The organism is Ensifer adhaerens (genome assembly GCF_001270265.1).
Classification (GTDB): domain Bacteria; phylum Pseudomonadota; class Alphaproteobacteria; order Rhizobiales; family Rhizobiaceae; genus Ensifer; species Ensifer adhaerens_B.
In genome coordinates this window covers 111,577-134,175 of record NZ_LGAP01000004.1, presented here as the reverse complement: position 1 = coordinate 134,175, position 22,599 = coordinate 111,577, and the positions used below count along the sequence as shown (strand labels likewise).

21 protein-coding genes are annotated in these 22,599 nt (G+C 62.9%); 14 read left to right on the top strand and 7 right to left on the bottom strand.

Annotated elements, in window-relative coordinates; translation table 11 throughout:
* The first annotated feature begins 324 nt into the window (after positions 1 to 324).
* Positions 325 to 945: a FecR domain-containing protein gene (locus AC244_RS10795; protein ID WP_053248940.1), complete on the top strand. Its 621-nt coding sequence runs from the start codon at positions 325 to 327 to the stop codon at positions 943 to 945.
* Positions 946 to 1,058: 113 nt separating this feature from the next.
* Here the strand turns inward: AC244_RS10795 and AC244_RS10790 are convergent, their stop codons facing one another.
* Positions 1,059 to 2,933, bottom strand: coding sequence for a CHASE2 domain-containing protein (locus AC244_RS10790; protein ID WP_053248824.1), 1,875 nt, complete (start codon positions 2,931 to 2,933; stop codon positions 1,059 to 1,061).
* 5 nt (positions 2,934 to 2,938) lie between these two features.
* On the bottom strand, positions 2,939 to 3,643 hold the full coding sequence (locus tag AC244_RS10785; protein ID WP_053248823.1) for a Crp/Fnr family transcriptional regulator: 705 nt from the start codon (positions 3,641 to 3,643) through the stop codon (positions 2,939 to 2,941).
* A 196-nt stretch (positions 3,644 to 3,839) separates the two neighbouring features.
* Between AC244_RS10785 and AC244_RS38600 the strand changes: the two genes are divergently transcribed.
* Positions 3,840 to 4,331: a DoxX family protein gene (locus AC244_RS38600; RefSeq protein WP_414735910.1), complete on the top strand. Its 492-nt coding sequence runs from the start codon at positions 3,840 to 3,842 to the stop codon at positions 4,329 to 4,331.
* Positions 4,332 to 4,450: 119 nt separating this feature from the next.
* Here the strand turns inward: AC244_RS38600 and AC244_RS10775 are convergent, their stop codons facing one another.
* Positions 4,451 to 4,879 carry an RbsD/FucU family protein gene (locus AC244_RS10775; protein WP_053248821.1) on the bottom strand — a complete coding sequence of 143 codons (429 nt, stop codon included), beginning with the start codon at positions 4,877 to 4,879 and terminating at the stop codon, positions 4,451 to 4,453.
* Positions 4,879 to 6,111, bottom strand: coding sequence for an ROK family transcriptional regulator (locus tag AC244_RS10770; RefSeq protein ID WP_053248820.1), 1,233 nt, complete (start codon positions 6,109 to 6,111; stop codon positions 4,879 to 4,881). Before AC244_RS10770 ends, AC244_RS10775 begins: the two co-directional genes overlap by 1 nt.
* A 282-nt stretch (positions 6,112 to 6,393) precedes the next feature.
* On the opposite strand from AC244_RS10770, the gene AC244_RS10765 reads away from it, so the two are divergent.
* From AC244_RS10765 to AC244_RS10735, 7 genes are all read left to right on the top strand, one after another.
* Complete coding sequence (locus tag AC244_RS10765; RefSeq protein ID WP_053248819.1) at positions 6,394 to 7,419, top strand: sugar ABC transporter substrate-binding protein; 1,026 nt, start codon at positions 6,394 to 6,396, stop codon at positions 7,417 to 7,419.
* A 305-nt stretch (positions 7,420 to 7,724) separates the two neighbouring features.
* A complete protein-coding gene (locus AC244_RS10760) occupies positions 7,725 to 8,810 on the top strand; it encodes an ABC transporter permease (RefSeq protein ID WP_053248818.1) in 1,086 nt (361 codons plus the stop codon).
* On the top strand, positions 8,810 to 9,592 hold the full coding sequence (locus AC244_RS10755; protein WP_053248817.1) for an ATP-binding cassette domain-containing protein: 783 nt from the start codon (positions 8,810 to 8,812) through the stop codon (positions 9,590 to 9,592). The genes AC244_RS10760 and AC244_RS10755 overlap by 1 nt, the downstream gene beginning before the upstream one ends.
* On the top strand, positions 9,589 to 10,209 hold the full coding sequence (locus AC244_RS10750; protein WP_053248816.1) for a nucleoside triphosphate hydrolase: 621 nt from the start codon (positions 9,589 to 9,591) through the stop codon (positions 10,207 to 10,209). Before AC244_RS10755 ends, AC244_RS10750 begins: the two co-directional genes overlap by 4 nt.
* A 200-nt stretch (positions 10,210 to 10,409) precedes the next feature.
* A complete protein-coding gene (gene pyrC / locus AC244_RS10745; RefSeq protein WP_053248815.1) occupies positions 10,410 to 11,447 on the top strand; it encodes a dihydroorotase in 1,038 nt (345 codons plus the stop codon).
* 28 nt (positions 11,448 to 11,475) lie between these two features.
* Positions 11,476 to 12,174 (top strand): orotate phosphoribosyltransferase, encoded by a 699-nt coding sequence (locus AC244_RS10740; protein WP_053248814.1) that lies wholly within the window; start codon positions 11,476 to 11,478, stop codon positions 12,172 to 12,174.
* A 70-nt stretch (positions 12,175 to 12,244) separates the two neighbouring features.
* Positions 12,245 to 13,171, top strand: coding sequence for a carbohydrate kinase family protein (locus tag AC244_RS10735; RefSeq protein ID WP_053248813.1), 927 nt, complete (start codon positions 12,245 to 12,247; stop codon positions 13,169 to 13,171).
* 17 nt (positions 13,172 to 13,188) lie between these two features.
* Here the strand turns inward: AC244_RS10735 and AC244_RS10730 are convergent, their stop codons facing one another.
* Complete coding sequence (locus tag AC244_RS10730; RefSeq protein WP_053248812.1) at positions 13,189 to 13,404, bottom strand: helix-turn-helix domain-containing protein; 216 nt, start codon at positions 13,402 to 13,404, stop codon at positions 13,189 to 13,191.
* Between the two features lie 105 nt (positions 13,405 to 13,509).
* Between AC244_RS10730 and AC244_RS10725 the strand changes: the two genes are divergently transcribed.
* Positions 13,510 to 13,905: a hypothetical protein gene (locus AC244_RS10725; RefSeq protein WP_152975912.1), complete on the top strand. Its 396-nt coding sequence runs from the start codon at positions 13,510 to 13,512 to the stop codon at positions 13,903 to 13,905.
* A gap of 91 nt (positions 13,906 to 13,996) precedes the next feature.
* On the opposite strand, the gene pgi is transcribed toward AC244_RS10725, so the two are convergent.
* Together pgi and AC244_RS10715 are read right to left on the bottom strand one after the other, a co-directional pair.
* Entirely contained in the window at positions 13,997 to 15,622 is a 1,626-nt protein-coding gene (pgi, locus tag AC244_RS10720) for a glucose-6-phosphate isomerase (RefSeq protein ID WP_053248810.1), read from the bottom strand.
* Between the two features lie 128 nt (positions 15,623 to 15,750).
* Positions 15,751 to 17,451, bottom strand: coding sequence for a long-chain fatty acid--CoA ligase (locus tag AC244_RS10715; RefSeq protein ID WP_053248809.1), 1,701 nt, complete (start codon positions 17,449 to 17,451; stop codon positions 15,751 to 15,753).
* Positions 17,452 to 17,794: 343 nt separating this feature from the next.
* On the opposite strand from AC244_RS10715, the gene AC244_RS10710 reads away from it, so the two are divergent.
* The 4 genes from AC244_RS10710 (at position 17,795) to kdpA (ending at position 22,595) form a co-directional block, all read left to right on the top strand.
* Positions 17,795 to 19,018, top strand: a complete 1,224-nt coding sequence (locus AC244_RS10710) for an MFS transporter (RefSeq protein WP_053248808.1) — start codon at positions 17,795 to 17,797, stop codon at positions 19,016 to 19,018.
* Between the two features lie 280 nt (positions 19,019 to 19,298).
* On the top strand, positions 19,299 to 20,459 hold the full coding sequence (locus AC244_RS10705; RefSeq protein ID WP_053248807.1) for an AI-2E family transporter: 1,161 nt from the start codon (positions 19,299 to 19,301) through the stop codon (positions 20,457 to 20,459).
* Positions 20,460 to 20,690: 231 nt separating this feature from the next.
* The gene (locus tag AC244_RS38830; RefSeq protein WP_053248806.1) at positions 20,691 to 20,777 is read left to right on the top strand and encodes a potassium-transporting ATPase subunit F; all 87 of its coding nucleotides are present in this window, start codon (positions 20,691 to 20,693) and stop codon (positions 20,775 to 20,777) included.
* 108 nt (positions 20,778 to 20,885) lie between these two features.
* Positions 20,886 to 22,595, top strand: coding sequence for a potassium-transporting ATPase subunit KdpA (gene kdpA, locus AC244_RS10690; protein ID WP_053248805.1), 1,710 nt, complete (start codon positions 20,886 to 20,888; stop codon positions 22,593 to 22,595).
* The last annotated feature ends 4 nt before the right edge of the window (positions 22,596 to 22,599 follow it).

Genomic DNA, 22,599 nt, shown 5'->3' with positions numbered 1-22,599 from the left:
GCTCTCCCGTCTCCTGAGGCCAAGTTAGCCTGACGGTTCCCCACTGCCTGTTCCGGTGGTAACAGCCGGATTGCCGGGGGTCTGGCGAAGTGGGAGAGTGTGGCAAGCAACCTATCAACGCGCATTCGGCTTGTTTCCCCCGGTATCGGGAATATCCTCTGGGAAAGTCGGCCGCTCGAAGGCTCTACAGCGCCGCGCGTCAAATATGACGCGCTAAAGACGCTGTAGCACTTTAAATTTGCTGCATAATTTTGGCCTTAAATCGATTCTGATTTAAGGAATTATGCAGTAGCAGGGAGAAGGACCATGATGGACCGGAAGCCGATGCGGCAGATGCTGGTGAAGAGGCGCGCCGTCGTTGGCGGCCTGTTGTTGGTGGCCATGGGCGGCGGCGTTGCAACCACCATGGCGAGCCCGGTGATCGGCAAGGCGACGGAAATCCGCGGCGATGTTCGCCGTCGGCAGGCCGAACAGGAAGAGGCTCTGGCTGTCGGCGCGCAGATCTTCGACAACGACCATGTGCGCACAAAGGTCGAAAGTTTCGCAACGCTGGCCCTCGGTGCCGACACCCGCGTCCTGCTGGGCGCGGAGACGGATCTCCTGGTCGACAGTTTCATTGCCGCTCAGGGCGGGACGCTGGAACTCGGCGTCGGCCGAATGGTGTTCGATCGTCCCGCGGGGCTGCCCAAGGTCGACGTTGCCGTCAGGACCGCCTTCGGCATGATCGGCGTGCGCGGCACCAAGTTCTTCTGCGGCCCGAGCCGGGTCGCCTTCGCCGTCTTCGTCGAGCATGGCAGCGTCTCGGTTGAGGCGGGTGGCGTTACGCGCGTCGTCGGTGCGGGGCAGGGCGTCGAGTTCCGACAGCCAGGCGATGCGCCGAGCGAGCCGGTCAACTGGGGGCAGGCGCGGATCCGCGAAGCCTATGCCAGTGCCGGCGTACAATAGCTCTTGCGGCACGGCGGGTGAAATATCATGCGCTGAGGATACTGCAACACGTTAAACTTACTGCATAATTCTCTCGCTAACTCGATTGCGATTTATGGAATTATGCAGGAGCGCTACACCTGTTCGGGATCGGCGACTGTGAAGAGTTCCATGGTGGCAAAGCCGCGGATTTCATGGCTGCCAAGCGAGCGGAGCGGCTGCCTGGTTTCAGCGGCCGCTGCCGGGCCGACGCAGATGGCGGTGCCCAGAAACTTGTTTGCCTCCTGCAGTCTTGCCGCAAGGTTGATGGCGTCGCCATGGGCGGTATAGTCGAGCTTGCCGCCGGCGCCGACCTCGCCAAGCACCGCCAGGCCCGTCTCGACCCCGATGCGCGTGCGCCCGAAGTTCCGTGCTGCGAACTGCGGTCGCCTGCGCATTTCTTCCGTCAACGCATGGATCGCCTTGGCGCATTCGATCGCCTTGTCGACATGATTGGCCAGATCCTCCGGCGCGTTGAAGAAGGCGTGCACGGCATCGCCGACCACCTTGTCGACCATGCCGCCATATTGCGCCACCAGCCCGTTGACCTCGGTGAAATAGATGTCGAGCAGGGCGATGAGGTCGCGCGGTCCGAGTTTTTGCGAGAGTGTCGAAAAGCTCTCGATGTCAGTGAACAGCGCCGTCACCGCCCGTTCCTCGCCCGCAACCCGGGCAGCACCTGGATTGTCGATGTAGCGCGCGACGACGGATTGCGGCAGATATTGCGAGAATTTTTCCCGCGCCGTCGCCTCCGCCCGCCTGATATGGCCGAACTGCAGCGTGCTCGTCACCGCCAGAACGGCGGCAAGCGCGACCGAAACGCTCACCGCATCCACGAGCCAGCCGCTGCTGCGGTAGATGGCGGCAGCCGTGGCGACGACGACGGCAACCGCGATGATGCCGAGTGCCGCCGAAGTCATCGGCCGGAGCCTTGCCGCGCCGTAGGCGGCGGCGATGCCCGCAGCGAGCGAAAACAGGGCTTCGATCACGGGAAGCCGCGCGTCACGCCGCGGAATGAAGCCGGTGGCGATCGCATTGGCGATATCGGCGTGGATCTGCACCGAGGGCTCGAGCGGCATGGAGGCGCTGGGCCTGAGGCCGCCGAGATTGGGCAGGCTGCTGCCGATGAAAACGAGTTTGCCCGAAAGCCTGTCTGGGGCTGCTTTGTTTGCAAGAATGCCGGCCGCCGAAATCGTGCGAGCGCCGATCTCGTCAGGGTCGCTCGCGACGAAGCGCAGGCTGCCGGTATCATCGAGTGTCCCCCCCTGCCGGTCGAGACGCAGCCAGGCCGGGTCACCGCCGAGGATCGGCGTTCCGGCGCCGACCAGCCGCCGCGTCGCTTCGATCGCAAGCGCCGGATAGGCCTCCTGGCCGAGAACAGCGAATGCCTGCACCCGTCGGATGCGCGCATCCTCGTCTCCGACCAGAAACGATGCGGCGGCCGCCTTGGCGTGGTCCATGAAGGAGGGGCAGGAAGTTTCTGCGCCGTCGAGGAACCAGAGCTCGGGTGCTGCGAACGGCCGGCTGAGGGCCAATGGCGGAACGGGGCGAGGACGCTCCTGCAGCGTATCGGCAATGAGAAAGCCGAGGACGACGGGCACTTTTGAGAGCGCTTCCGAAAGCGAAGCGTTGCCTGGCAGCTCTGCCGCACAATCGGAGCTGAAGACGAAGTCGACGGCGACGACCTTGGCGCCGGCCTCAGTCAATCTGGACAGGAGGTCGGCGGTTGCTGCCCTGTCCCAGTCTCCCGTCGGCCGGGATTGGTAGGCGGCCCGGTCGATGTCGACGACGATGATATCGGGTGATTGCGGCGATGGCACCCATTGCGTCAGGCTGTCGAAGAACAGTTCCCGCTGGGTTTCGAACACGGGTCCTGCATAGAAATAGAGCGCCAGTGCGACGATCAGGCTCGTCAGGATCCCGCCGGCCAGCGGAGTGAAGCGATAGTGCCGGCGAGACTGCGGGCTCATATCGCCTAATCCTCTTCCGGATCGGCGATGTTGAGCAGCCGGCCGACCTTGCAGGCGATGATCCCCTCTACGCGCTTGATCGCGCCGCTTTCCTCGAGCCACAGGATAGCCCGGTTGACCTTTGGCCGGCTTGCGCCAAGAACGCCGGCGATATCCGTCTGGCTCATGGTCAGCCGCAGATTGGCGCTTTCGGGAAGCTCGTTACCATGGATCTGCCGGAGCGTGGCCAGGAAGAAGCGGGCGACGCGGGCATTGAGGTCGTAGAGCGCGATGGTTTCCAGCCGCTCGGTGGTGTCGCGCAGTTGCGCGCAGAGAAAGCGGATGACGGACTCGGCCGCCGCTGGCCGGGTGGTGACCATGTCGAGAAACGCCTTCTTGCCGATCACGTAGCCTTCGGACGCGGTCTGGGCCGTGGCATCGGCCGAGCGCGTCTGGCCGTCGAGCACCGCCATCTCGCCGAAAATCGCGCCGGCTTCATGCTGGCGCAGCATCAGCTCGCGGCCCTGCGGCGTGATCAGCGAGAGCTTGATGCGGCCCGATATGACGACGATCATATAGTTGCCTTCGTCGCCACGCTGGAAGATCGCCGTGCCCGCCGGCCACTTTCGATAGGTGGCGATCTCTGCAAGATCCTCGATCGTTTTCTTGTCGAACCCTTCGAAGATCGCGAATGACCGCCAGAAGGCCGGGCTCCTGTTGATTTCGTTCATGAGATGCCCCCTCGCGGCGTCCCCTGCCGCGCCTGAATTTCGCCCAGCAGCCGCGTCCTTGCAACAGAAAAGAACACTTGAGGCCGAACCCGCGCTCCCAGCGAAGAAAAGGACTGCACAGACAGTGCCGAGACCCGAATGTCGGTTGACGATAAATCCCGGTTGTCTCTACGTTGTGAACGATCTGTCGCCGGCCGTGCGGCTAGATGAATTTGAAAATGCTGATACTTCTGCTGCCAACACTCGTTTCTCACAGGAGCCTCGCATGTCTCAGAATGTCGTCGTCCTCATCGGGCGCATTCTCCTTTCGATCATGTTCATCACCGCCGGGTTCGGCAAGCTGACAGATCCCGCCGGCACCGCCGGAATGATCGCCAATGCCGGCTGGCCGGCAGCAACTGTACTTGCCTATCTCGCCGGCGCCTTCGAGCTGATCGGTGGTCTTGCCGTTCTCGTCGGCTTCCAGACGAAGATTGCCGCCTACCTGCTTGCCCTGTTCTGCCTGGTTACCGCTTTCGTCTTCCACAGCGGCGCCATCAACATCCCGACCTTCCCGCCGGAAGCCAACGGCCTGCTGACCGTCTTCAACGGCCTGATGATGATGAAGAACATCTCGGTCGCAGGCGGCTTCCTGGTGCTTGCAGCCTTCGGCCCGGGCGCGCTGTCGATCGACGCACGCCGCGCCTAGAGCCTTTCCAGGAAAAGTGCGAAGCGGTTTTCCGTCAGGAAATGCTAATGCCTCCGTTATTTCAAACGAAAAGCCCGCCGGTTCCGCCGGCGGGCTTTTTCGTCTTGGTCGCCAATCCGTCAGGGATAGATAACGCCCTTGCGCAGGATGACGTTGCCATAAAGCCGTGGCTCGCTCGTCTGCACCACCGTGTGGGCCGCCTGCACCCGCGGATAGAATTCAGGGCCGAGCAGCGGAACGACCGTCCTCGCCGGCTCATGCTTGCCGCAGCAATTGATGATCTCCTGGTGAACCGGATCGAGCGCATCCCGGTCCTGCTTGACCGTGGCGCGGAAGATCGCCGCAGGCACGAAATCGTCGATCGGCAAGACGCTGAGAATGGCGTCGAGCACCGGGATCAGCCCGTGGCCGTCGAGCCGCACCAGTCGGCGGGCATGCTCCTGGCCGGGATAGTTACCGTCGACCAACGCGATCTCGTCGCCATGGCCCATTGCCCTGAGCGTCGCGAGCAGTTCGGGACTGAGGATCGGGTCTATGCCTTTCAGCATCAGCTGAGCTCCTTGAAGAGGACGTTGGTGTCGAGCAGGTAGCGGGAGAACAACGGCAGGCTCGCGCCGCCGATGGCGCGCGCATGGCTCCCGACCATGCCTTCCACCAGTTCCGGAATTGTCACGCCCTGGAGATCGAGGTCATAGAGAGCCTTGCGCGTTGCGGTCAGAAGCCGGGCGCGGACCCAGGGCGGGAAACCGCCGTCGATGACGACGGCGGAGAAATCGATGATCGAGGCGGCGGAGACGACCGCCTGGGCAAGGGCCGCGGCACTGTCGTCGATCCAGATGGTCAGCGGTTCGCCGAAATCGATCCAGTCGTCGGCCGAATACCACAGCGGCTTCGGGTCGATGCCGCATTTGCGCAGCAGGTTTTCGAGCACGAAGACCGAGGCGATCTTGAGGAGCTGGATGGTCTTGCCGTCCTTGCCGGAAACCGGCAGCGGGCCGACGGCGCCGGCGGTGCCGGTCCGGCCGGAAAAGAGCGCGGAATTGATGACGATGCCGCCGCCGATGAACGAGCCGATGTAGAAATAGACGAAGTCGGGATAGCTGGCGCCGACGCCGAAGGCGAGTTCGGCGCCGCAGGCGCTGGTTCCGTCGTTCTGTAGAAACACCGGATGTCGCGTGCGCTGCGCCACGGTCGCCTGCAGGTCCACCTCGCGCCAGCGATCCATTTCTTCGCGCGGCGCGCCCACTTCTTCCGCCCAGTTCCACAGTTCGAAGGGTGTGGCGATGCCGATGCCGGCGATGCGTTTGCGCTCGTCCGGGCTCAGTTGCTGCTCCAGTTTTTCGATGCCGCCGATGATGAAGTCGACGAGCTCGCCGGGCAGGGGGTAGGCATGGATCTGGTGCAGGTGCAGGCGGATATTGCCGACGAAATCCATCAGCACCAGGTCGGTACTTCGACGCCCGATCTTCACCCCAAAGGAAAACACCGCATCCGGGTTGAGCCGCATCGGTGTCGAGGGTTGGCCGACACGGCCGCGAACCGGCGCGCCGCGCACCAGCAGACCATCGCTTTCGAGCGCGCGCATGATGACGGAGACGGTCTGTGCCGAAAGGCCGGAACGCCGCGCGATATCCGCCTTCGAGAGGCCGCCGTGACGACGCACGAGCGACATCACCAGCCTCTCGTTATAGGCGCGCACGCGTGTCTGGTTCGCCCCGCCGCTCGGGTCGATGACTTCTGGCTGCGTCGGTCCCCTGTCGGGGCCGTCTGTCAATGACATGCCACCGTCTCCTCCCGTTGGCATAATGCCCGCTTGGCGCGGGTCTGTTGTTTCTGCTCCCGGCGGAGCTGTCAATTTCCGCGGCGGCCCGGAGCACGCCGGAGCGCCGTTATCCCAAGAATGCCATATCGAAATAATAATTCAATTTGATTTATTTATTGACACTCTCGAAATTTAGTGTTTGTTTTTGTCCCGGAAGCGCCGGCTGCAGCGGAGGAGAACGCTGTGGCGGCGAGGCCTGGGCCGGTCCGCCGGCGCGATTTTCATCCTTGGGAGGATTACATGAAGAAGACTGTTCTCTCCGCCGCGTTCGGCGTGCTGTCGCTTGGCGTCGTTTTCGCCGCTCCGGCACAGGCTGCTGACGTCGGCGCCTGCCTGATTACCAAGACCGATACCAATCCCTTCTTCGTCAAGATGAAGGAAGGCGCCGCCGCCAAAGCCCAGGAACTCGGCGTCACGCTGAAGTCCTATGCCGGCAAGATCGACGGCGACCATGACAGCCAGGTGGCTGCGATCGAATCCTGCATCGCCGATGGCGCCAAGGGCATCCTGATCGCCGCTTCCGATACCAAGGCGATCGTCGACCAGGTGAAGAAAGCGCAGGCAGCCGGTCTTCTGGTGATCGCGCTCGACACGCCGCTTGATCCGGCCACCGCCGCCGACGCGACATTCGCAACCGACAACCTGCTCGCCGGCAAACTGATCGGCCAATGGGCTGCTGCCACGATGGGTGAAGGCGCCAAGACTGCCAAGGTCGGCTTCCTCGACCTCACCCCGTCGCAGCCGACGGTCGACGTCCTGCGCGACCAGGGCTTCATGATCGGCTTCGGCATCGATCCGAAGGATCCGAACAAGATCGGCGATGAGGACGATGCCCGCATCGTCGGCCACGACGTCACCAACGGCAACGAAGAAGGTGGCCGCACGGCGATGGAGAACCTTCTGCAGAAGGATCCGGATATCAACGTCATCCACACCATCAACGAGCCGGCCGCAGTCGGCGCATATCAGGCGCTGAAGGCTGTCGGCAAGGAGAAGGACGTGCTGATCGTATCGGTTGACGGCGGTTGCCCCGGCGTCAAGTCGGTGGCCGAAGGCGTCATCGGCGCGACCTCGCAGCAGTATCCGCTGATGATGGCTGCCCTCGGTATCGAGGCGATCAAGAAGTTTGCCGACAGCGGCGAAAAGCCGAAGCCGACCGAAGGCAAGGACTTCTTCGACACCGGCGTTTCGCTCGTCACCGATAAGCCGGCGACCGGCGTCGAATCGATCGATACCAAGGTCGGCACGGAGAAGTGCTGGGGCTGACCGCCGGCGCACTTCGATGACAACGATCCAGTAACGGAAGGGCGGCCCCGGCCGCCCTTCGCGTAAGCGCCGACGTCTTTGACAAGGCGATGAAAACCGCGCAGCTTCTCTAACGAGTGCCGATGCCCGCCACACGGTGAGCGGGCTGTGCACTACAGCACCGCGCGCCTGTTCAGGCGCACAAAGGTCGCTGTAAAACTTTGATCTGCTGCATAATTTTGTCCCTAAATCGATTCCGATTTAAGGAATTATGCAGTGAGCAACATCTCAACCCCTTGGGAGTGGGGTTCACGGGAGGAAGGTCCATGGGCGAGCCCAACGCAGCCGCACAGCCATCCCAGGAATTCGAAAAGGTCCTGGTCAACAGTTCGACGCAAGTCGCGTCGTTCGATACGCATGACAAAACGCCGATCCAAAAGATCCAGCATTTCCTGCATTCGACACCGGCGGCCGTGCCGTTCATCGTGCTCGTTGCAGCAATCCTGATCTTCGGTGTGGCGATCGGCGGAAAGTTCTTCTCGTCCTATACGCTGACGCTGATCCTTCAGCAGATCGCCATCGTCGGCATCCTGGGGGCCGCGCAGACATTGGTGATCCTGACGGCCGGCATCGACCTTTCGATCGGCGTGATCATGGTGCTTTCGGCGGTGATCATGGGCAATTGTGCCGTCACCTACGGCCTTCCGGCGCCCATTGCGATCTTCATCGGGTTCGTCGTCGGCGGCGCCTGTGGCTTCCTCAACGGTTTCCTCGTCTCCAGGGTCAAGCTGCCGCCGTTCATCGTGACGCTCGGCACCTGGTACGTCATCATGTCGACGAACTTCATTTACTCGGCCAATGCGACGATCCGCGAGGCCGATGTGACCGCGGTCACCCCGATGCTTCACGTCTTCGGCGTCAGCTTCAAGGTGGGGCCCGCCGTCTTCACACTCGGCGTGGTCATGATGGTCGTGCTGGTCCTTGGCCTCTGGTATGCGCTCAATCATACCGCCTGGGGGCGGCACCTTTATGCGGTCGGCGACGATCCCGAAGCGGCCAAGCTTTCCGGTATCCGCACCAGCCGCGTGCTGCTCAGCGCCTATACGCTGGCCGGTCTGATCGCGGCACTCGCCGCCTGGGTCTCGATCGGCCGCAACGGCTCGATCTCGCCTTCGGCAGCCGTCACCGACTATAATCTGCAGGCCATCACCGCAGCCGTGATCGGCGGCATCTCGCTCTTCGGCGGACGCGGATCGATCCTTGGAACCCTGATCGGCGCTATGATCGTCGGTGTGGTCTCCATGGGCCTCAACATGCTGGGCGCCGATCCGCAATGGAAAGTCTTCCTCACCGGCGTGCTGATCATCACCGCCGTCGCAATCGACCAATGGATCCGAAAGGTAGCAGGCTGATGGCTCAGGAACCCATTCTCACCGCGCGCGGCCTGGTCAAGCGTTATGGTCGCGTCACGGCCCTCGATCATGCCGATTTCGACCTTTATCCGGGCGAGATCCTGGCCGTCATCGGCGACAACGGCGCCGGTAAGTCCTCGATGATCAAGGCGATCTCCGGCGCCGTCACGCCGGATGAAGGCGAGATTCGGCTCGAGGGCCAGCCGATCCACTTCCGTTCGCCGATGGAGGCGCGCACGGCCGGCATCGAGACGGTGTACCAGAACCTGGCGCTGTCGCCGGCGCTCTCGATCGCCGACAACATGTTTCTCGGCCGCGAAATCCGCAAGCCGGGCATCATGGGTAAGCTCTTCCGCACGCTCGACCGCACGGAAATGGAGAAGCGGGCACGGGCAAAGCTGTCCGAACTCGGCCTGATGACGATCCAGAACATCAACCAGGCGGTGGAGACCCTTTCGGGCGGCCAGCGCCAGGGCGTGGCCGTGGCGCGAGCTGCAGCCTTCGGCTCCAAGGTGGTGATCATGGACGAACCGACGGCAGCGCTCGGCGTCAAGGAAAGCCGGCGGGTGCTGGAACTGATCCTCGACGTGCGTTCGCGCGGCCTGCCGATCGTGCTCATCTCGCACAACATGCCGCATGTGTTCGAGGTTGCCGACCGCATCCACATCCACCGGCTTGGCAAGCGCCTCTGCGTCATCAATCCGAAGGAGTACACGATGTCGGATGCCGTCGCCTTCATGACCGGCGCGAAGGAACCGCCGCGCGAGGCGCTCGCCGCATGAATGTGGCGCCGGTGGTTGATCAAATCCTGCAACGGGCGGCCGGAGCCGCCCGTTTCGTCGTGGCGATTGCCGGCCCGCCCGGTGCCGGAAAATCGACGCTGTCCGATGCGCTTGCCGAAGCGCTGGTTGCAGCCGGTGAAAAGGCGGCGGTGCTGCCGATGGACGGCTTTCACATGGACAATGCGGTGCTCGAGCAAAAGGGCCTGCTTGCCCGAAAAGGCGCGCCGGAGACCTTCGACGCCAGGTCGTTCCTGGCGACGATCGCCGCCGTCAGGGCCAACGACGGCGAGGTGCTGGTCCCGGTCTTCGATCGCTCACGCGAACTGGCGATTGCCTCGGCGCGGGTTGTGGCGGCCGATACCCGCATCATTCTCGTCGAGGGCAATTATCTGCTGCTCGACGAGGCGCCATGGACGAAGCTCGACGGCGCCTTCGACTTCTCCATCTTCATCAATCCCGGCATCGAGGAGTTGGAGCGGCGCTTGCTGAAACGCTGGTACGATCATGGTTATGATGCGGAAGCGGCTCGGCGAAAGGCGTTTGGCAACGACATCCCGAACGCTCGTCGGGTTGTCGACCATCAGCGGTCCGCCGATCTCGTGCTTGCGGATTTCTGAGCGATGGTCGGATTGCGGATTGTGTTCCCGGGCGCATTGGTGATATCGAGACGCGGTTTCACCACATGAGTTACCGCCCGTCGCCCGCACCTGCCGGCTGCAAAGCTGCGCGCGCGGATCGGGCGCGAGCACGAGAGCTTGATGAGGAAAAGTGTAAGCGGTTTTCCGCCATCCTGCTCTGAGTTAGGAGAACGCTGACAATGCAAGACCTCGTTATCCGCCGGCCGGATGATTGGCACCTTCACCTGCGCGACGGCGACATGCTGAAGGGCGTCATCGCCGATACCAGCCGCCACTTCGCCCGCGCGATCATCATGCCCAACCTTGTGCCGCCGGTCGTCACCGCGGCCGATGCAGCGGCCTATCGCGACCGGATCGTCGCCGCCATTCCGGCGGGTGACCGCTTCGAGCCGCTGATGACACTCTACCTGACGGAGGGCACGGACCCCGACGATGTCGAGTCCGGCCACAAAAGCGGTCTCGTCAAGGCCGTCAAGCTCTATCCGGCTGGCGCGACGACCAACTCGAACAGTGGCGTTCGCGACATCGACAAAGCGATGCCGGTGCTGGAGCGCATGGCCAAGATCGGCTTGCCGCTCTGCGTCCACGGCGAAGTGACGACGTCGGACGTCGATATCTTCGACCGCGAGGCCGCGTTCATCGCAACCGTCCTCGATCCCTTGCGCAAGCGCCTGCCGGAACTGAAAGTGACGATGGAGCACGTCACCACCAAGGACGGCGTCGACTACATCAAGGCGTCGAAGGCCAATCTCGCCGGCTCGATCACCACGCACCACCTGATCATCAACCGCAACGCCATTCTCGTCGGCGGCATCAAGCCGCATTACTATTGCCTGCCGGTTGCCAAGCGCGAGAACCACCGCCTGGCCCTGCGCGCGGCGGCGATATCGGGTGATGCACGCTTTTTCCTCGGCACGGACTCGGCGCCGCATGTCGATCCGCTCAAGGAATGCGCCTGTGGATGCGCCGGCATCTACACCTCGATCAACACCATGAGCTGCCTTGCCCATGTGTTCGAAGAGGAAGGTGCACTCGACAAGCTCGAAGCCTTCGCGTCGCTGAACGGCCCGGCCTGGTACGGCCTGCCGGTCAACGAGGAGACGATCACGCTGCGCAAGCAGCAAGAGGCCGTCAGGTATCCCGCAAAGATCGACACCGGCGCCGGCCTTGTCACCGTTTTTGATCCGATGTTCCCGCTGCGCTGGGCCGTCGTCTGATCACTCGAAGAAATTGAAGGAGAGTTTGATGTTTTCCAACGCGTTCACCGACAAGGCCGTGATGGCCGATCTGGTCGCAAAAATGCTCTGGGAGATCAAGGCGGTGCATTTCAGCGCCGACAAGCCCTATAAGCTCTCGTCCGGCATGGCGAGCCCTGTTTATATCGACTGCCGCAAGCTGATCTCCTATCCACGCATCCGTTCGGCGGTCATGGATTTCGCCGCGGCATCCATCCTGCGCGAGGCCGGCTTCGAGCAGTTCGACGTCGTTGCCGGCGGCGAGACGGCGGGCATTCCTTTCGCGGCCATGCTGGCTGAGCGCCTCGGCCTGCCGATGATCTACGTGCGCAAGGCGCCGAAGGGCCATGGCCGCAACGCCCAGATCGAGGGCCACATGCCGGAGGGCGCCCGCGTTCTGGTGATCGAGGACCTGACGACGGCTGGCGGCTCGATGTTCAAGTTCATTGACGCGATCCGCGCTGCCGGCGGCATCGTCGACCACGGCATCGCGCTCTTCTACTATGACATCTTCCCGGAAGCCGTCGGCGACATGAAGGGCAAGGGCGTCGACCTGCACTGGATCGCCACATGGCGCAACGTTCTGGCCGTTGCCCGCGAGCAGGCGCTGTTCGACGACAAGACGCTTGGCGAAGTCGAGGCCTTCCTCAACGACCCGCTGGCCTGGTCGGGCCGCAATGGCGGCGTCACCGCGCTTGCCGCCCAGTAGGCGTCAGCGCACTGGGATTTCGCGGAAAGTCATTGAAATCAATTGAAATGTCTTCAGGGGAGAAATGCCGATGATCGTATGTTGTGGTGAAGCGCTGATCGACATGCTGCCGCGGGACACGACCGCGGGCGAGAGCGCCTTTGCGCCCTATGCCGGCGGTGCGATCTTCAACACGGCGATCGCGCTCGGTCGGCTCGGCATTCCCACCGGCTTCTTCACCGGCCTTTCCGACGATATGTTCGGCGATATTCTCCGCGAAACGCTGAAGGCGGCGAATGTCGACTTCGGCCCCTGCGCGACCCTGTCGCTGCATACGACGCTTGCCTTCGTCAAGCTCGTCAATGGCCATGCCACCTACGCCTTCTTCGACGAGAATACCGCAGGGCGCATGATCACTAGGGATCATCTGCCGGCGCTCGGCGATTTCTGCGAGGCGCTGCATTTCGGCGCCATCAGCCTCATCCCCGAGCCCTGCGGCTCGACCTATGAAGCGCTGATGACCCGCGAACACGAAAAGCGGGTCATCTCCTTCGATCCGAACATTCGGCCCGGCTTCATCAAGGACCGCGAAGCCCACCTCGCTCGCATGAACCGCATGGCGGCGATGTCCGACATCATCAAGTTCTCCGACGAGGACCTCGACTGGTTCGGCATGACCGGCAGCCACGACGATCTCGCCGCCGAATGGCTGAAGCGCGGGCCGAAGCTGGTGCTGATCACCAAGGGCGCCGACGGGGCCGTCGGTTATACCGCCCGCCATAAGGTCGAAGTCGCCGGCGAGCGCGTGACGGTCGTCGATACGGTCGGCGCCGGCGATACCTTCGATGCCGGTGTGCTGGCCTCGCTGAAGTTGAGCGATCTCCTGACCAAGGACGCCGTCGCAAACCTCTCGGAAAGTGCTGTCCGCGACGCCCTGGCGCTGGGTGCCAAGGCTGCCGCCGTCACCGTTTCGCGCGCCGGCGCCAACCCGCCCTGGAAGCATGAAATCGGGCTCTGACGATCAGTCGGCCGGTATCACTCATCCTCCGCCGGGCGATATTCGAGGATGTCGCCCGGTTGGCAGTCGAGAACGGCGCAGATCTTCTCAAGCGTGTCGAAGCGCACGCCCTTCACCTTGCCGGATTTCAGCAGCGAAATGTTCTGCTCGGTGATGCCGACCTGCTCTGCGAGGTCGCGGGAGCGCACCTTGCGTTTTGCCAGCATGACGTCGAGGTTTACGACAATCGGCATCGGTTAGACGAAGCTCCGGTTCTCGGCGTCGACCCCACGCGATGACCATGACGTGGCCTAGCACCAGAAGCAGCCCGGCCACCACCGGCAGAGCTGCGGGTTGCCTTGTTGGTGCCGGAAGCGCTTTCGCCGCGGCGCGGCGATGCGACCCTTGGGAGCTCGTGGAAGGCCGATGGCGCGTCCCTCGACACCCGTCGCTTTGCGCTTCAGATCCAGTCCGGCAATGCCGGAGCGCCGACGCTTACCGAGCGGATGCGGGACGGCCAGACGCTTTATGTCCTGACGTTGACACTTGCCGATGCCGAGCGCCTGCGCGACATGCAGGAAAGGATTGCGGCGACCAAGGGCGCCGAGGCCAAAGGGCGCGGCAGTCTCGCGTCGGTTTCTCCGGCGGTTGCTGGACCGGTCCGCTCCCCGCTGACCAGAAGGTCACGGTCGATGCCTGGATACGCACCCGCTCCGACGAAAGCTACTTCCAGATCCTGTCGGGGCTGGATCTGATGGATATGCTCCATCAGGCCGGCGTCAAAGCATTGCCGACCTGCGCGGCATGAGTGGACAGGGGCGGCGATCGCGCCCCTGTCGCCGCTTTTTACCGGGCAGCCTTGAGCAGCACGGCGACAAGACCGGCTGTCGACGAATCGTGACCTTCAGCACTTTCCTTGCCTTCAACCACCGGCAACAGGCCTGTCGCCAGCTCCTTGCCGAGCTCGACGCCCCACTGGTCGAAGGAGTTGATGTTGAACAGCGCGCCTTCGACGAAGACGCGATGCTCGTAGAGTGCGATCAGCCGGCCGAGCGCGAAAGGATCGAGCTGGTCGTAGACCAGCGTCAGCGACGGGCGATTGCCAGTGAAAACGCGGTGCGGCGCGATTTTGTCCGCCTTGGCGTCTGCCATGCCCTTGGAGGTCAGCTGTGCCTTCGCCTCGGCAAGCGTGCGCCCCTTCATCAGGGCCTCCGACTGGGCGAGGCAATTGGCAATCAGCAGTTCGTGCTGGTGGCGCAGGTTCTTCTCGTGGCCGTTGGCGGCGATCATGAACTCGGCCGGGATGACGTCCGTGCCCTGGTGGATCAGCTGGTAGAAGGCGTGCTGGCCATTGGTGCCGGGTTCGCCCCAGACGACCGGACCGGTCGAAAATTCGACCGGCTTGCTGTCGAGCGTGACCGCCTTGCCGTTCGATTCCATGTCGAGCTGCTGCAGATAGGCGGGAAAACGCGACAGGCGCTGATCATAGGGCAGGATCGCGCGCGAGGGGTAGCCGAGAACATTGCGGTTGTAGAAGCCGAGAAGGCCAAGCAGCATCGGCAGGTTCTGGCGGATCGGCGCGGTGCGGAAATGCTCGTCGATGGCATGGCCGCCATCGAGGAAGCGGCCGAAATTCTCCTTGCCGATGGCGATCATCAGCGGCAGGCCGATCGCCGACCAGATGGAGTAGCGGCCGCCGACCCAATCCCAGAAGCCGAACACGCGCGTCTGGTCGATCCCGAAAGCCGCGACTTTGTCGAGTGCCGTCGATACCGCGGCGAAGTGGTGGCCGACCGCGGCTTCGCCGAGCTTGCCGGCGATGAAGGCGCGGGCCGTCGCCGCATTGGTCATCGTCTCGATGGTCGTGAAGGTCTTGGAGGCGACGATGAAGAGCGTCGTTTCCGGATCGACGAGCTTCAGCGTATCGGCGATATGCGCGCCATCGATGTTGGAGACGAAATGCAGGCGCGGGCCGCCATGGAACGGTGCCAGCGCCAGTGTTGCCATCACCGGACCGAGATCCGAGCCGCCGATGCCGATATTGACCACATCGGTGATCTTCTTGCCGGTTGCGCCCTTGAGCGCCCCCGAGCGGACGCCATCGGCAAAGGCGCCCATGGTTTCAAGCACGCCGTTGACGTCGGGCATCACGTCCTTGCCATCGACCAGGACCGGACGATTGCCGCGGTTGCGCAGCGCCGTGTGCAGCACGGCCCGCTCCTCAGTGATGTTGATGATGTCGCCGCGGAACATCGCGTCGCGCTTTTCCTCGACCTTGGCGGCTTTTGCCAGCGCCTCGAGGCCGTCGAGCACCTGATCGTTCACCGCGCATTTCGAATAGTCGAGCAGCAGATCGTCGAGCGAGGTGCTGAAGCGGGAGAAGCGTTCGGCATCGCTCGCGAAGGCGGCGCGGATATCGGTCGCATTGGTCTGCGCGGCGGTTGCTTTGAGTTGATCGACAAGCGCTTTCATCGCGGGGCTCCTTGTGTCGGACATTCGCCTGCGTAGCTATTCGCTTTAAGCCGCTCAAATCAAGCCCGCAAAACCGCCGGGGTGGCGGTTTTCAGGATTTTTTAAATCGTTTTAATTTTGGGAGTAATTTACCCCCGTAGATCCTTCCTCAGGATCTTGCCGACATTGGTTTTCGGCAACTCCGTGCGGAATTCGACGAAGCGCGGCCGCTTGTAGTTGGTGAGATTGGCCGCGCAATGCCGCTTGACGTCCTCTTCGGTCAGAGCAGGATCCTTGCGGACGACGAACAGTTTGACCGCTTCACCCGAATGTTCGTCCGGAACGCCGATCGCCGCGCATTCGAGAATGCCGGGATGGGTCATCGCCACTTCCTCGACCTCGTTCGGGAAGACGTTGAAGCCCGAAACGAGGATCATGTCCTTCTTGCGGTCGACGATCTTGACGAGGCCGGCAGGGTTTATGAAGCCGATATCGCCGGAGCGGAAGAAACCGTCGGGCGAAATCGCCTTGGCGGTCTCGTCCGGCCGCTGCCAGTAGCCCGCCATCACCTGCGGCCCGCGAATGCAGATTTCGCCGACTTCGCCGATCGGCAGGCTGCTGCCCTGGTCGTCGCGGATGTCGACCTCGGTCGAGGGGATCGGAAAGCCGATCGTGCCGGTAAACTCGGTGGAGTCGAGAAGGTTGGCGGTGGCGACCGGCGACGTTTCGGAAAGGCCGTAGCCTTCGGCGATCGGGCATCCCGTCATCTTCTGCCAGCGTTCGGCGACCGGTCTTTGAATGGCCATGCCGCCGCCGAAGGTGAGCATCAGCGACGAGAAGTCGAGCTTCTGGAATTCGGCGTTGTTCATCAGCGCGTTGAACAGCGTGTTGAGGCCCGGGAAGATGTTGGTCTTGTACTTGCCGAGTTCCTTGACGAAGCCGGGGATATCGCGCGGATTGGGGATCAGGATGTTGGTGCCACCGGTGGCAAGGCCCATCAGCGAGTTCACGGTCAGCGCGAAGATATGATAGAGCGGCAGCGCGCACATGAAGACGAGATTGTCGGGGCGCGGGCGCGAGCGGAACGCCGTGTCGAACCAGATTTCCATCTGCGCCATGTTCGACAAGAGGTTGGAATGGGTCAGCGTCGCGCCCTTGGAAACGCCCGTGGTGCCACCGGTGTATTGCAGGAAAGCGACGTCACCAGGCGCGACGTTGGGCTTGGTCAGCTTCAGGCGGCCACCTTCGGCGAGCACGGACTTGAAGGAATGGTGACCGGGGATTGACCAGGCGGGCACGAGCTTCTTGACCCGGCGCACGACGAGATTGACGATTGCGCCCTTGAGGCCGAGCATGTCGCCCATCGTCGCGACCACCACATGCTTGATGCTGGTCTTGGCCGCCACCTGCTGGACCGTATGGGCGAAATTCTCAAGCACGAAGATTGCCTTGGCGCCCGAGTCTATGAGCTGGTGCTCGAGTTCGCGCGGCGTGTAGAGCGGGTTGACGTTCACGACCGTGAAGCCTGCCCTGAGGATGCCGTAGACGATCACCGGGTTCTGCAGGATGTTCGGCATCATCACCGCGACGCGGTCGCCCTTCGACAGCCCGCGTGCCTGCAGCCAGGCGCCGATCTTGGCGGATTCGGCATTGAGTTCGGAGAAGGTCAGCGATTTGCCCATGCAGGTAAAGGCGAAGCGGCGCGAATAGCGCGCGACGGCATGGTCGAAGAAGTCGCCGATCGATTTGTAGGGCAACGGGCCGATCTCGGCGGCAATGCCCGGCGGATAGGATTTCAGCCAGATCTTCTCCGGGCTGGTACCTGTTGGTTGCGTGTTGAGTTCCGCCATGACCTCTCTCCCTCTGGTCGCCACAGGCTGGCCTTGCTTGCGGCCAAAGAAGAAACCCTCCCGGTCTTCTCTTGCCGATGAAGATGATGCTTTTGCTGCACCTCTTCAAGCCAAGATTCGGGGTTATATGACTTTGACGTAAACGTCAACTAAGCTAACGGTTAACCGGCCCGGCTCGCGCGCGCTCGAAAAAGTATGACGAGTGCCGCAAACCCTTTGCCAGGTTGGTTTAATGCCTGTATTGCATTGCAGCATATCCCCATCGGATATCGTCCGATACCCGCCGCCAGCACCCACAGATTTGTTCTGCCCCATGAGGGCCGGACGACACAGGTCATTGCTCATGTGTGACGAAGCCTATTCTTCCGCCGTCGATCCGCGCCGAAGCCGCATCTCTGTTGCCGAAGTTGCGCTCGCCGTTGGCGGATTCGGGATCGGTACGGGCGAATTCGCCATCATGGGGCTGCTGCCGCAGGTGGCCGACGACGTCGGCGTTTCGGTGCCGAAGGCCGGCGCCGTGATCAGCGCCTATGCGCTCGGCGTGGTGGTCGGCGCACCGTTGATCGCGGTGCTTGCGGCGCGGTTTTCGCGCTTTCGCGTGCTTCTGGTGCTGATGCTGTTGTTTGCGATCGGCAATTTTGCAAGTGCCATCGCCCCGGATTTCTACACGCTGGTTGCGGCGCGCTTCTTTGCCGGCCTTCCGCACGGCGCCTATTTCGGCGTGGCGGCACTCGTGGCTGCCGGATTGGCTGCACCCAACCAGCGGGCGCGTGCCGTCGGGCGGGTGATGATGGGCCTGACGATCGCGACCCTGTTCGGAACGCCGCTTGTTGCCTGGTTCGGTCAGGCGCTCGGCTGGCGTTCGGCCTTCGCCATCGTCGGCGGCATCAGCCTTTTGACCATTGCGCTCACCTGGTCCTACGTGCCGCGCGACAGGGGCAATCCGCAGGCGACGCCGCTGCGCGAGCTTGGCGCGCTGGGCAAACTGCAGGTGTGGCTGATGCTCGGCATCTGCGCCATCGGCTGCGGCGGCATGTTTGCCGTTTTCAGCTACATCGCCCCGGCATTGACGGAGGTCGCGGGCGTTTCCGTCGCCAATGTGCCGATCATGCTGTCGGTGTTCGGCGCTGGCATGATTCTCGGCAACATCGTCGGTTCGCGGCTTGCCGACTGGGCGCTGCTGCCGGCGATCGGTATCGCGCTCGCCTTCAACATCTTTGCCTATGTGCTGTTCTATTTCACCATGGGCAATCCGTGGATCGCCATCGTCAACGTCCTGTTCATTGGCGGCGGCTTTGCCGTCGTGCCGGGGGTGCAGACGCGACTGATGGATGTTTCGGGCGAGGCGCAGACGCTTGCCGCCGCACTCAGCCATTCCGCCTTCAACCTCGCCAATGCGCTCGGCGCCTGGCTTGGCGGTTGGTCCATTGCATCAGGCTATGGCTGGACCTCGACCGGCCTTGTCGGCGCCGTCATGGGTGTTGCCGGCTTCGGTATCTTCCTGGCGTCGGTGTTCGTCGATCGCGCCGAGACGACAAGGCGGGCCGCGATACGTGCGGCAGAATGACCGCCGGCCTCAAAGAAAAGCCCTGAGCCTTGCACGCCGCTAAATTTTTCTGTCATGTCCCGCCGCTAGCGTCGGCCGCGGCCCTGAAACTACCGTAAACCGGGATCATTGCGACGCTACTGCATGATTTGCCTTAGATCGGGGGCGATTTAAGGGCAAAATCATGCATCAGATCGAGGTACAGCGACCTTTGCGCGTCTTTGTAGGAGACGCGTGGCGCTGTACAGGCTGGCAAGACCTCGGGTTTGATGTAAGCTCGTTGGAAGACGGAGGATCACTGGTGCAGTTGGGCAATCGCGAACGAGAGAATTTCCCCGTGGAGCCGCGGCTCTTCGGGCAGACGGCAACGTCGCGCCATGCCCTGGTCGGTCCCATGACGGCCGCGCGCTGGATGCTTGTGTTCGTGCTACTGGCCGGCGTCTATTTCTTCCATGGCTTCCTTGTTCCAGTGCTCGCCGCCGTGGTCATCGGCTTTGCCAGTTGGCCGATCTACCGACGGCTGCTCGCCGCCGTAAACGGTAATCGCACGCTTGCCGCGACGATCGCAATCGTCTGCGTCATTTCCTTTATCGTCGCGCCGATCTCGATCGCCGCCGTCTACGCGGTCGACGAAGTCCGCGATTGGCTGGTTTGGGCGGTCGAAACCAATGCAAACGGCGCGGGTGTTCCCGCCTGGCTCACCACCATCCCGGTCGCGGGCGCCTGGCTCGGCGAACAATGGGTGAAACACATCGGCCATCCCGGCGCGCTCGGCGAACTGGTGCAGCTCGTCAGCGGCTCCAACATCGGCAATATCTATCGCGGCGTGTTGGTCATCGGCGCTTCGGCGTTTCACGCTTTCCTGACGCTACTTTTCATGCTGATCACGCTGTTCTTCGTCTATCGCGATGGGCACTCCTTCTCCAAGCAGCTCGACCATCTCGGCGAACGCATCTTCCCGATGCGCTGGGAGCGGCTGTCGCGCGTGGTGCCTCTGACGATCAGCTCGACGGTCACCGGCATGGGCATCATCGCCATCGGCGAGGGCATCGTGCTCGGCGTCGCCTATTGGCTGGCAGGCGTTCCGTCGCCAGTCACACTCGGCATCATCACCGGCCTGATGGCGCTGATCCCCGGCGGTGCGCCGCTCTGCTTCACGCTGGTTTCGGTCTATCTCGTGGCCAGCGGTTCGCCGGTTCACGGCATCGCGCTGTTTGCCTGGGGCACGACCGAACTCTTCATCGTCGACAAGACGCTGCGTCCGCGCCTCGTCGGCGGGCCGATCAAGCTGCCGTTCCTGCCGACCTTCTTCGGCCTGGTCGGCGGCGTGAAGACCATGGGCTTTCTCGGCCTGTTCGTCGGCCCGGTGCTGATGGCACTGCTCGTCGCTATCTGGCGCGAATGGATGCGCGAAGTGACCACCGAAGCTGAGCCGACGGTAAGCCCGATCATCAAGGGCTGACGCCGCCAATGCGTCAGCCGCCTTTCGGCGGCTGCGGCGCCTTTATCTTTTCCTTATGCGCCCGCAAAACCATCCCAATCGATAATTGACCCGCACAGGGTGCATGATCCGGCTCTAATCCAGTCCTGGAGAATGCACATGTCCGATCTACTTTTTCTTGCCGCCGGCATCGGCGGCCTTGTCGTGTTTGCGCTCTATGCGCACACGCTCAGCCGGCTCTAGGAGGCATCGATGTTCGAAGCCTTGCTCGGTCTCACTGTGGTCGCCGCACTGACGGTCTATCTCATCGTGACTCTCGTTCGACCGGAACGGTTCTGACCCCAGGTCGAACTTCGTACCCCGGGTCGAGTTTCGTACCCCGGGTCGAGTTTCATACCCAAGGGCCGTCCTTCATACCGTCCGGTCGTCTTTCGTGGAGAATTCCTCATGTCTATTATCGGGTGGCTGCAGATCGGCCTCCTCTTTCTCGCCGTCTTCCTCGCGATCAAGCCGCTTGGCCTCTTCATGGCCCGGGTTTTCGCCGGCGAACGCAATTTCCTGTCCCCGGTTCTCGGACCCGTCGAGCGCGGGCTGTATCTGGCCGCCGGCGTCGATGCCAGGAAGGAGCAGGGTTGGCTCGCCTATACGCTGTCGATGCTCGCCTTCAGCGCCGCCGGCTTCGCGCTTCTCTATGCCATCCTGCGTTTCCAGGGATCGCTGCCGCTGAACCCGCAAGGCTTTGCCGACGTGCCGGCGGATCTCGCCTTCAACACGGCGGTCAGCTTCCTCACCAACACCAACTGGCAGTCCTATGGCGGCGAGACCACCATGAGCCATTTCAGCCAAATGGCTGGCCTGACGGTGCAGAACTTCGTCTCGGCTGCGACCGGCATTGCCATCGCGCTTGCCGTCACCCGCGCCTTTGCCCGTTCGGGCGCGTCGACACTCGGCAATTTCTGGGTCGATCTGACCCGCTCGACGCTTTACGTGCTGCTGCCGCTCGCGGTCCTCGTTGCACTCGCCTTCGTCGCGATGGGCATGCCGCAGACCTTCCATGCCTCCGTCAGCGCCACCACGCTCGAAGGCGTGCAGCAGACGATCGCGCTCGGTCCGGTCGCGAGCCAGGAAGCGATCAAGCAGCTCGGCACCAATGGCGGCGGTTTCTTCAACGCCAATGCGGCGCACCCGTTCGAGAACCCGACTGCGCTCAGCAACTACCTGTCGATCTTCGCGATGCTCTCCATTACCTCGGCGCTCGTCTACACCTTCGGCCAGATGGTCGGTGACCGCCGCCAGGGTTGGGCCTTCATCGCTGCCATGGCGACCCTGCTGATTGCGGGCATCGGTGTCATCTATTGGGCGGAAAGCTACGGCAACCCGATCCTGCATGGGCTCGGCCTCGAGGCGTCGCTCGGCAACATGGAAGGCAAGGAAGTCCGCTTCGGCCAGGCCATGTCGGCGGCCTATGCCGGCGTCACCACCGGTATCTCAACCGGCGCGGTCAATGGCATGCACGGTTCCTTCACCGGTATCGGCGGCCTTGTTCCCATGCTCCTCATCCAGCTTGGCGAAGTGCTGCCCGGCGGCGTCGGCTCCGGCCTTTACGGCATGGTCGTTTTTGCCATCCTCGCCGTCTTCGTCGCCGGTCTGATGGTTGGGCGTACGCCCGAACTGCTCGGCAAGAAGATCGAAGGCCGCGAGATGAAATACGCGATGCTGGCGATCCTCATCCTGCCGGCCTCGATCCTCGGCTTCACCGCGATTTCCGCCGTCATGCCCTCGGCCGTCGCCAGCATCGGCACATCAGGTCCGCATGGCCTGTCGGAGATCCTCTACGCCTACACCTCGGCGACGGGCAACAACGGCTCCGCCTTCGGCGGCCTCTCGGCCAACACGCCCTGGTACAACACCACGCTCGGTTTCGCGATGCTGCTCGGCCGCTTCGCCTATGCGATACCGGTGCTCGCCATCGCCGGCTCGCTTGCCGCCAAGACGCGCCATCCGGCTTCCAAGGGAACCTTCCCGACGCACACGCCGCTCTTCGTCGGCCTGCTCATCGGCATCATCCTCATTCTCGGCGGGCTGCAATATTTCCCGGCCCTCGCGCTTGGTCCCATCGTTGAGCAATTCGCCATGCTCTCGGGCCAGACCTTCTGAAGGA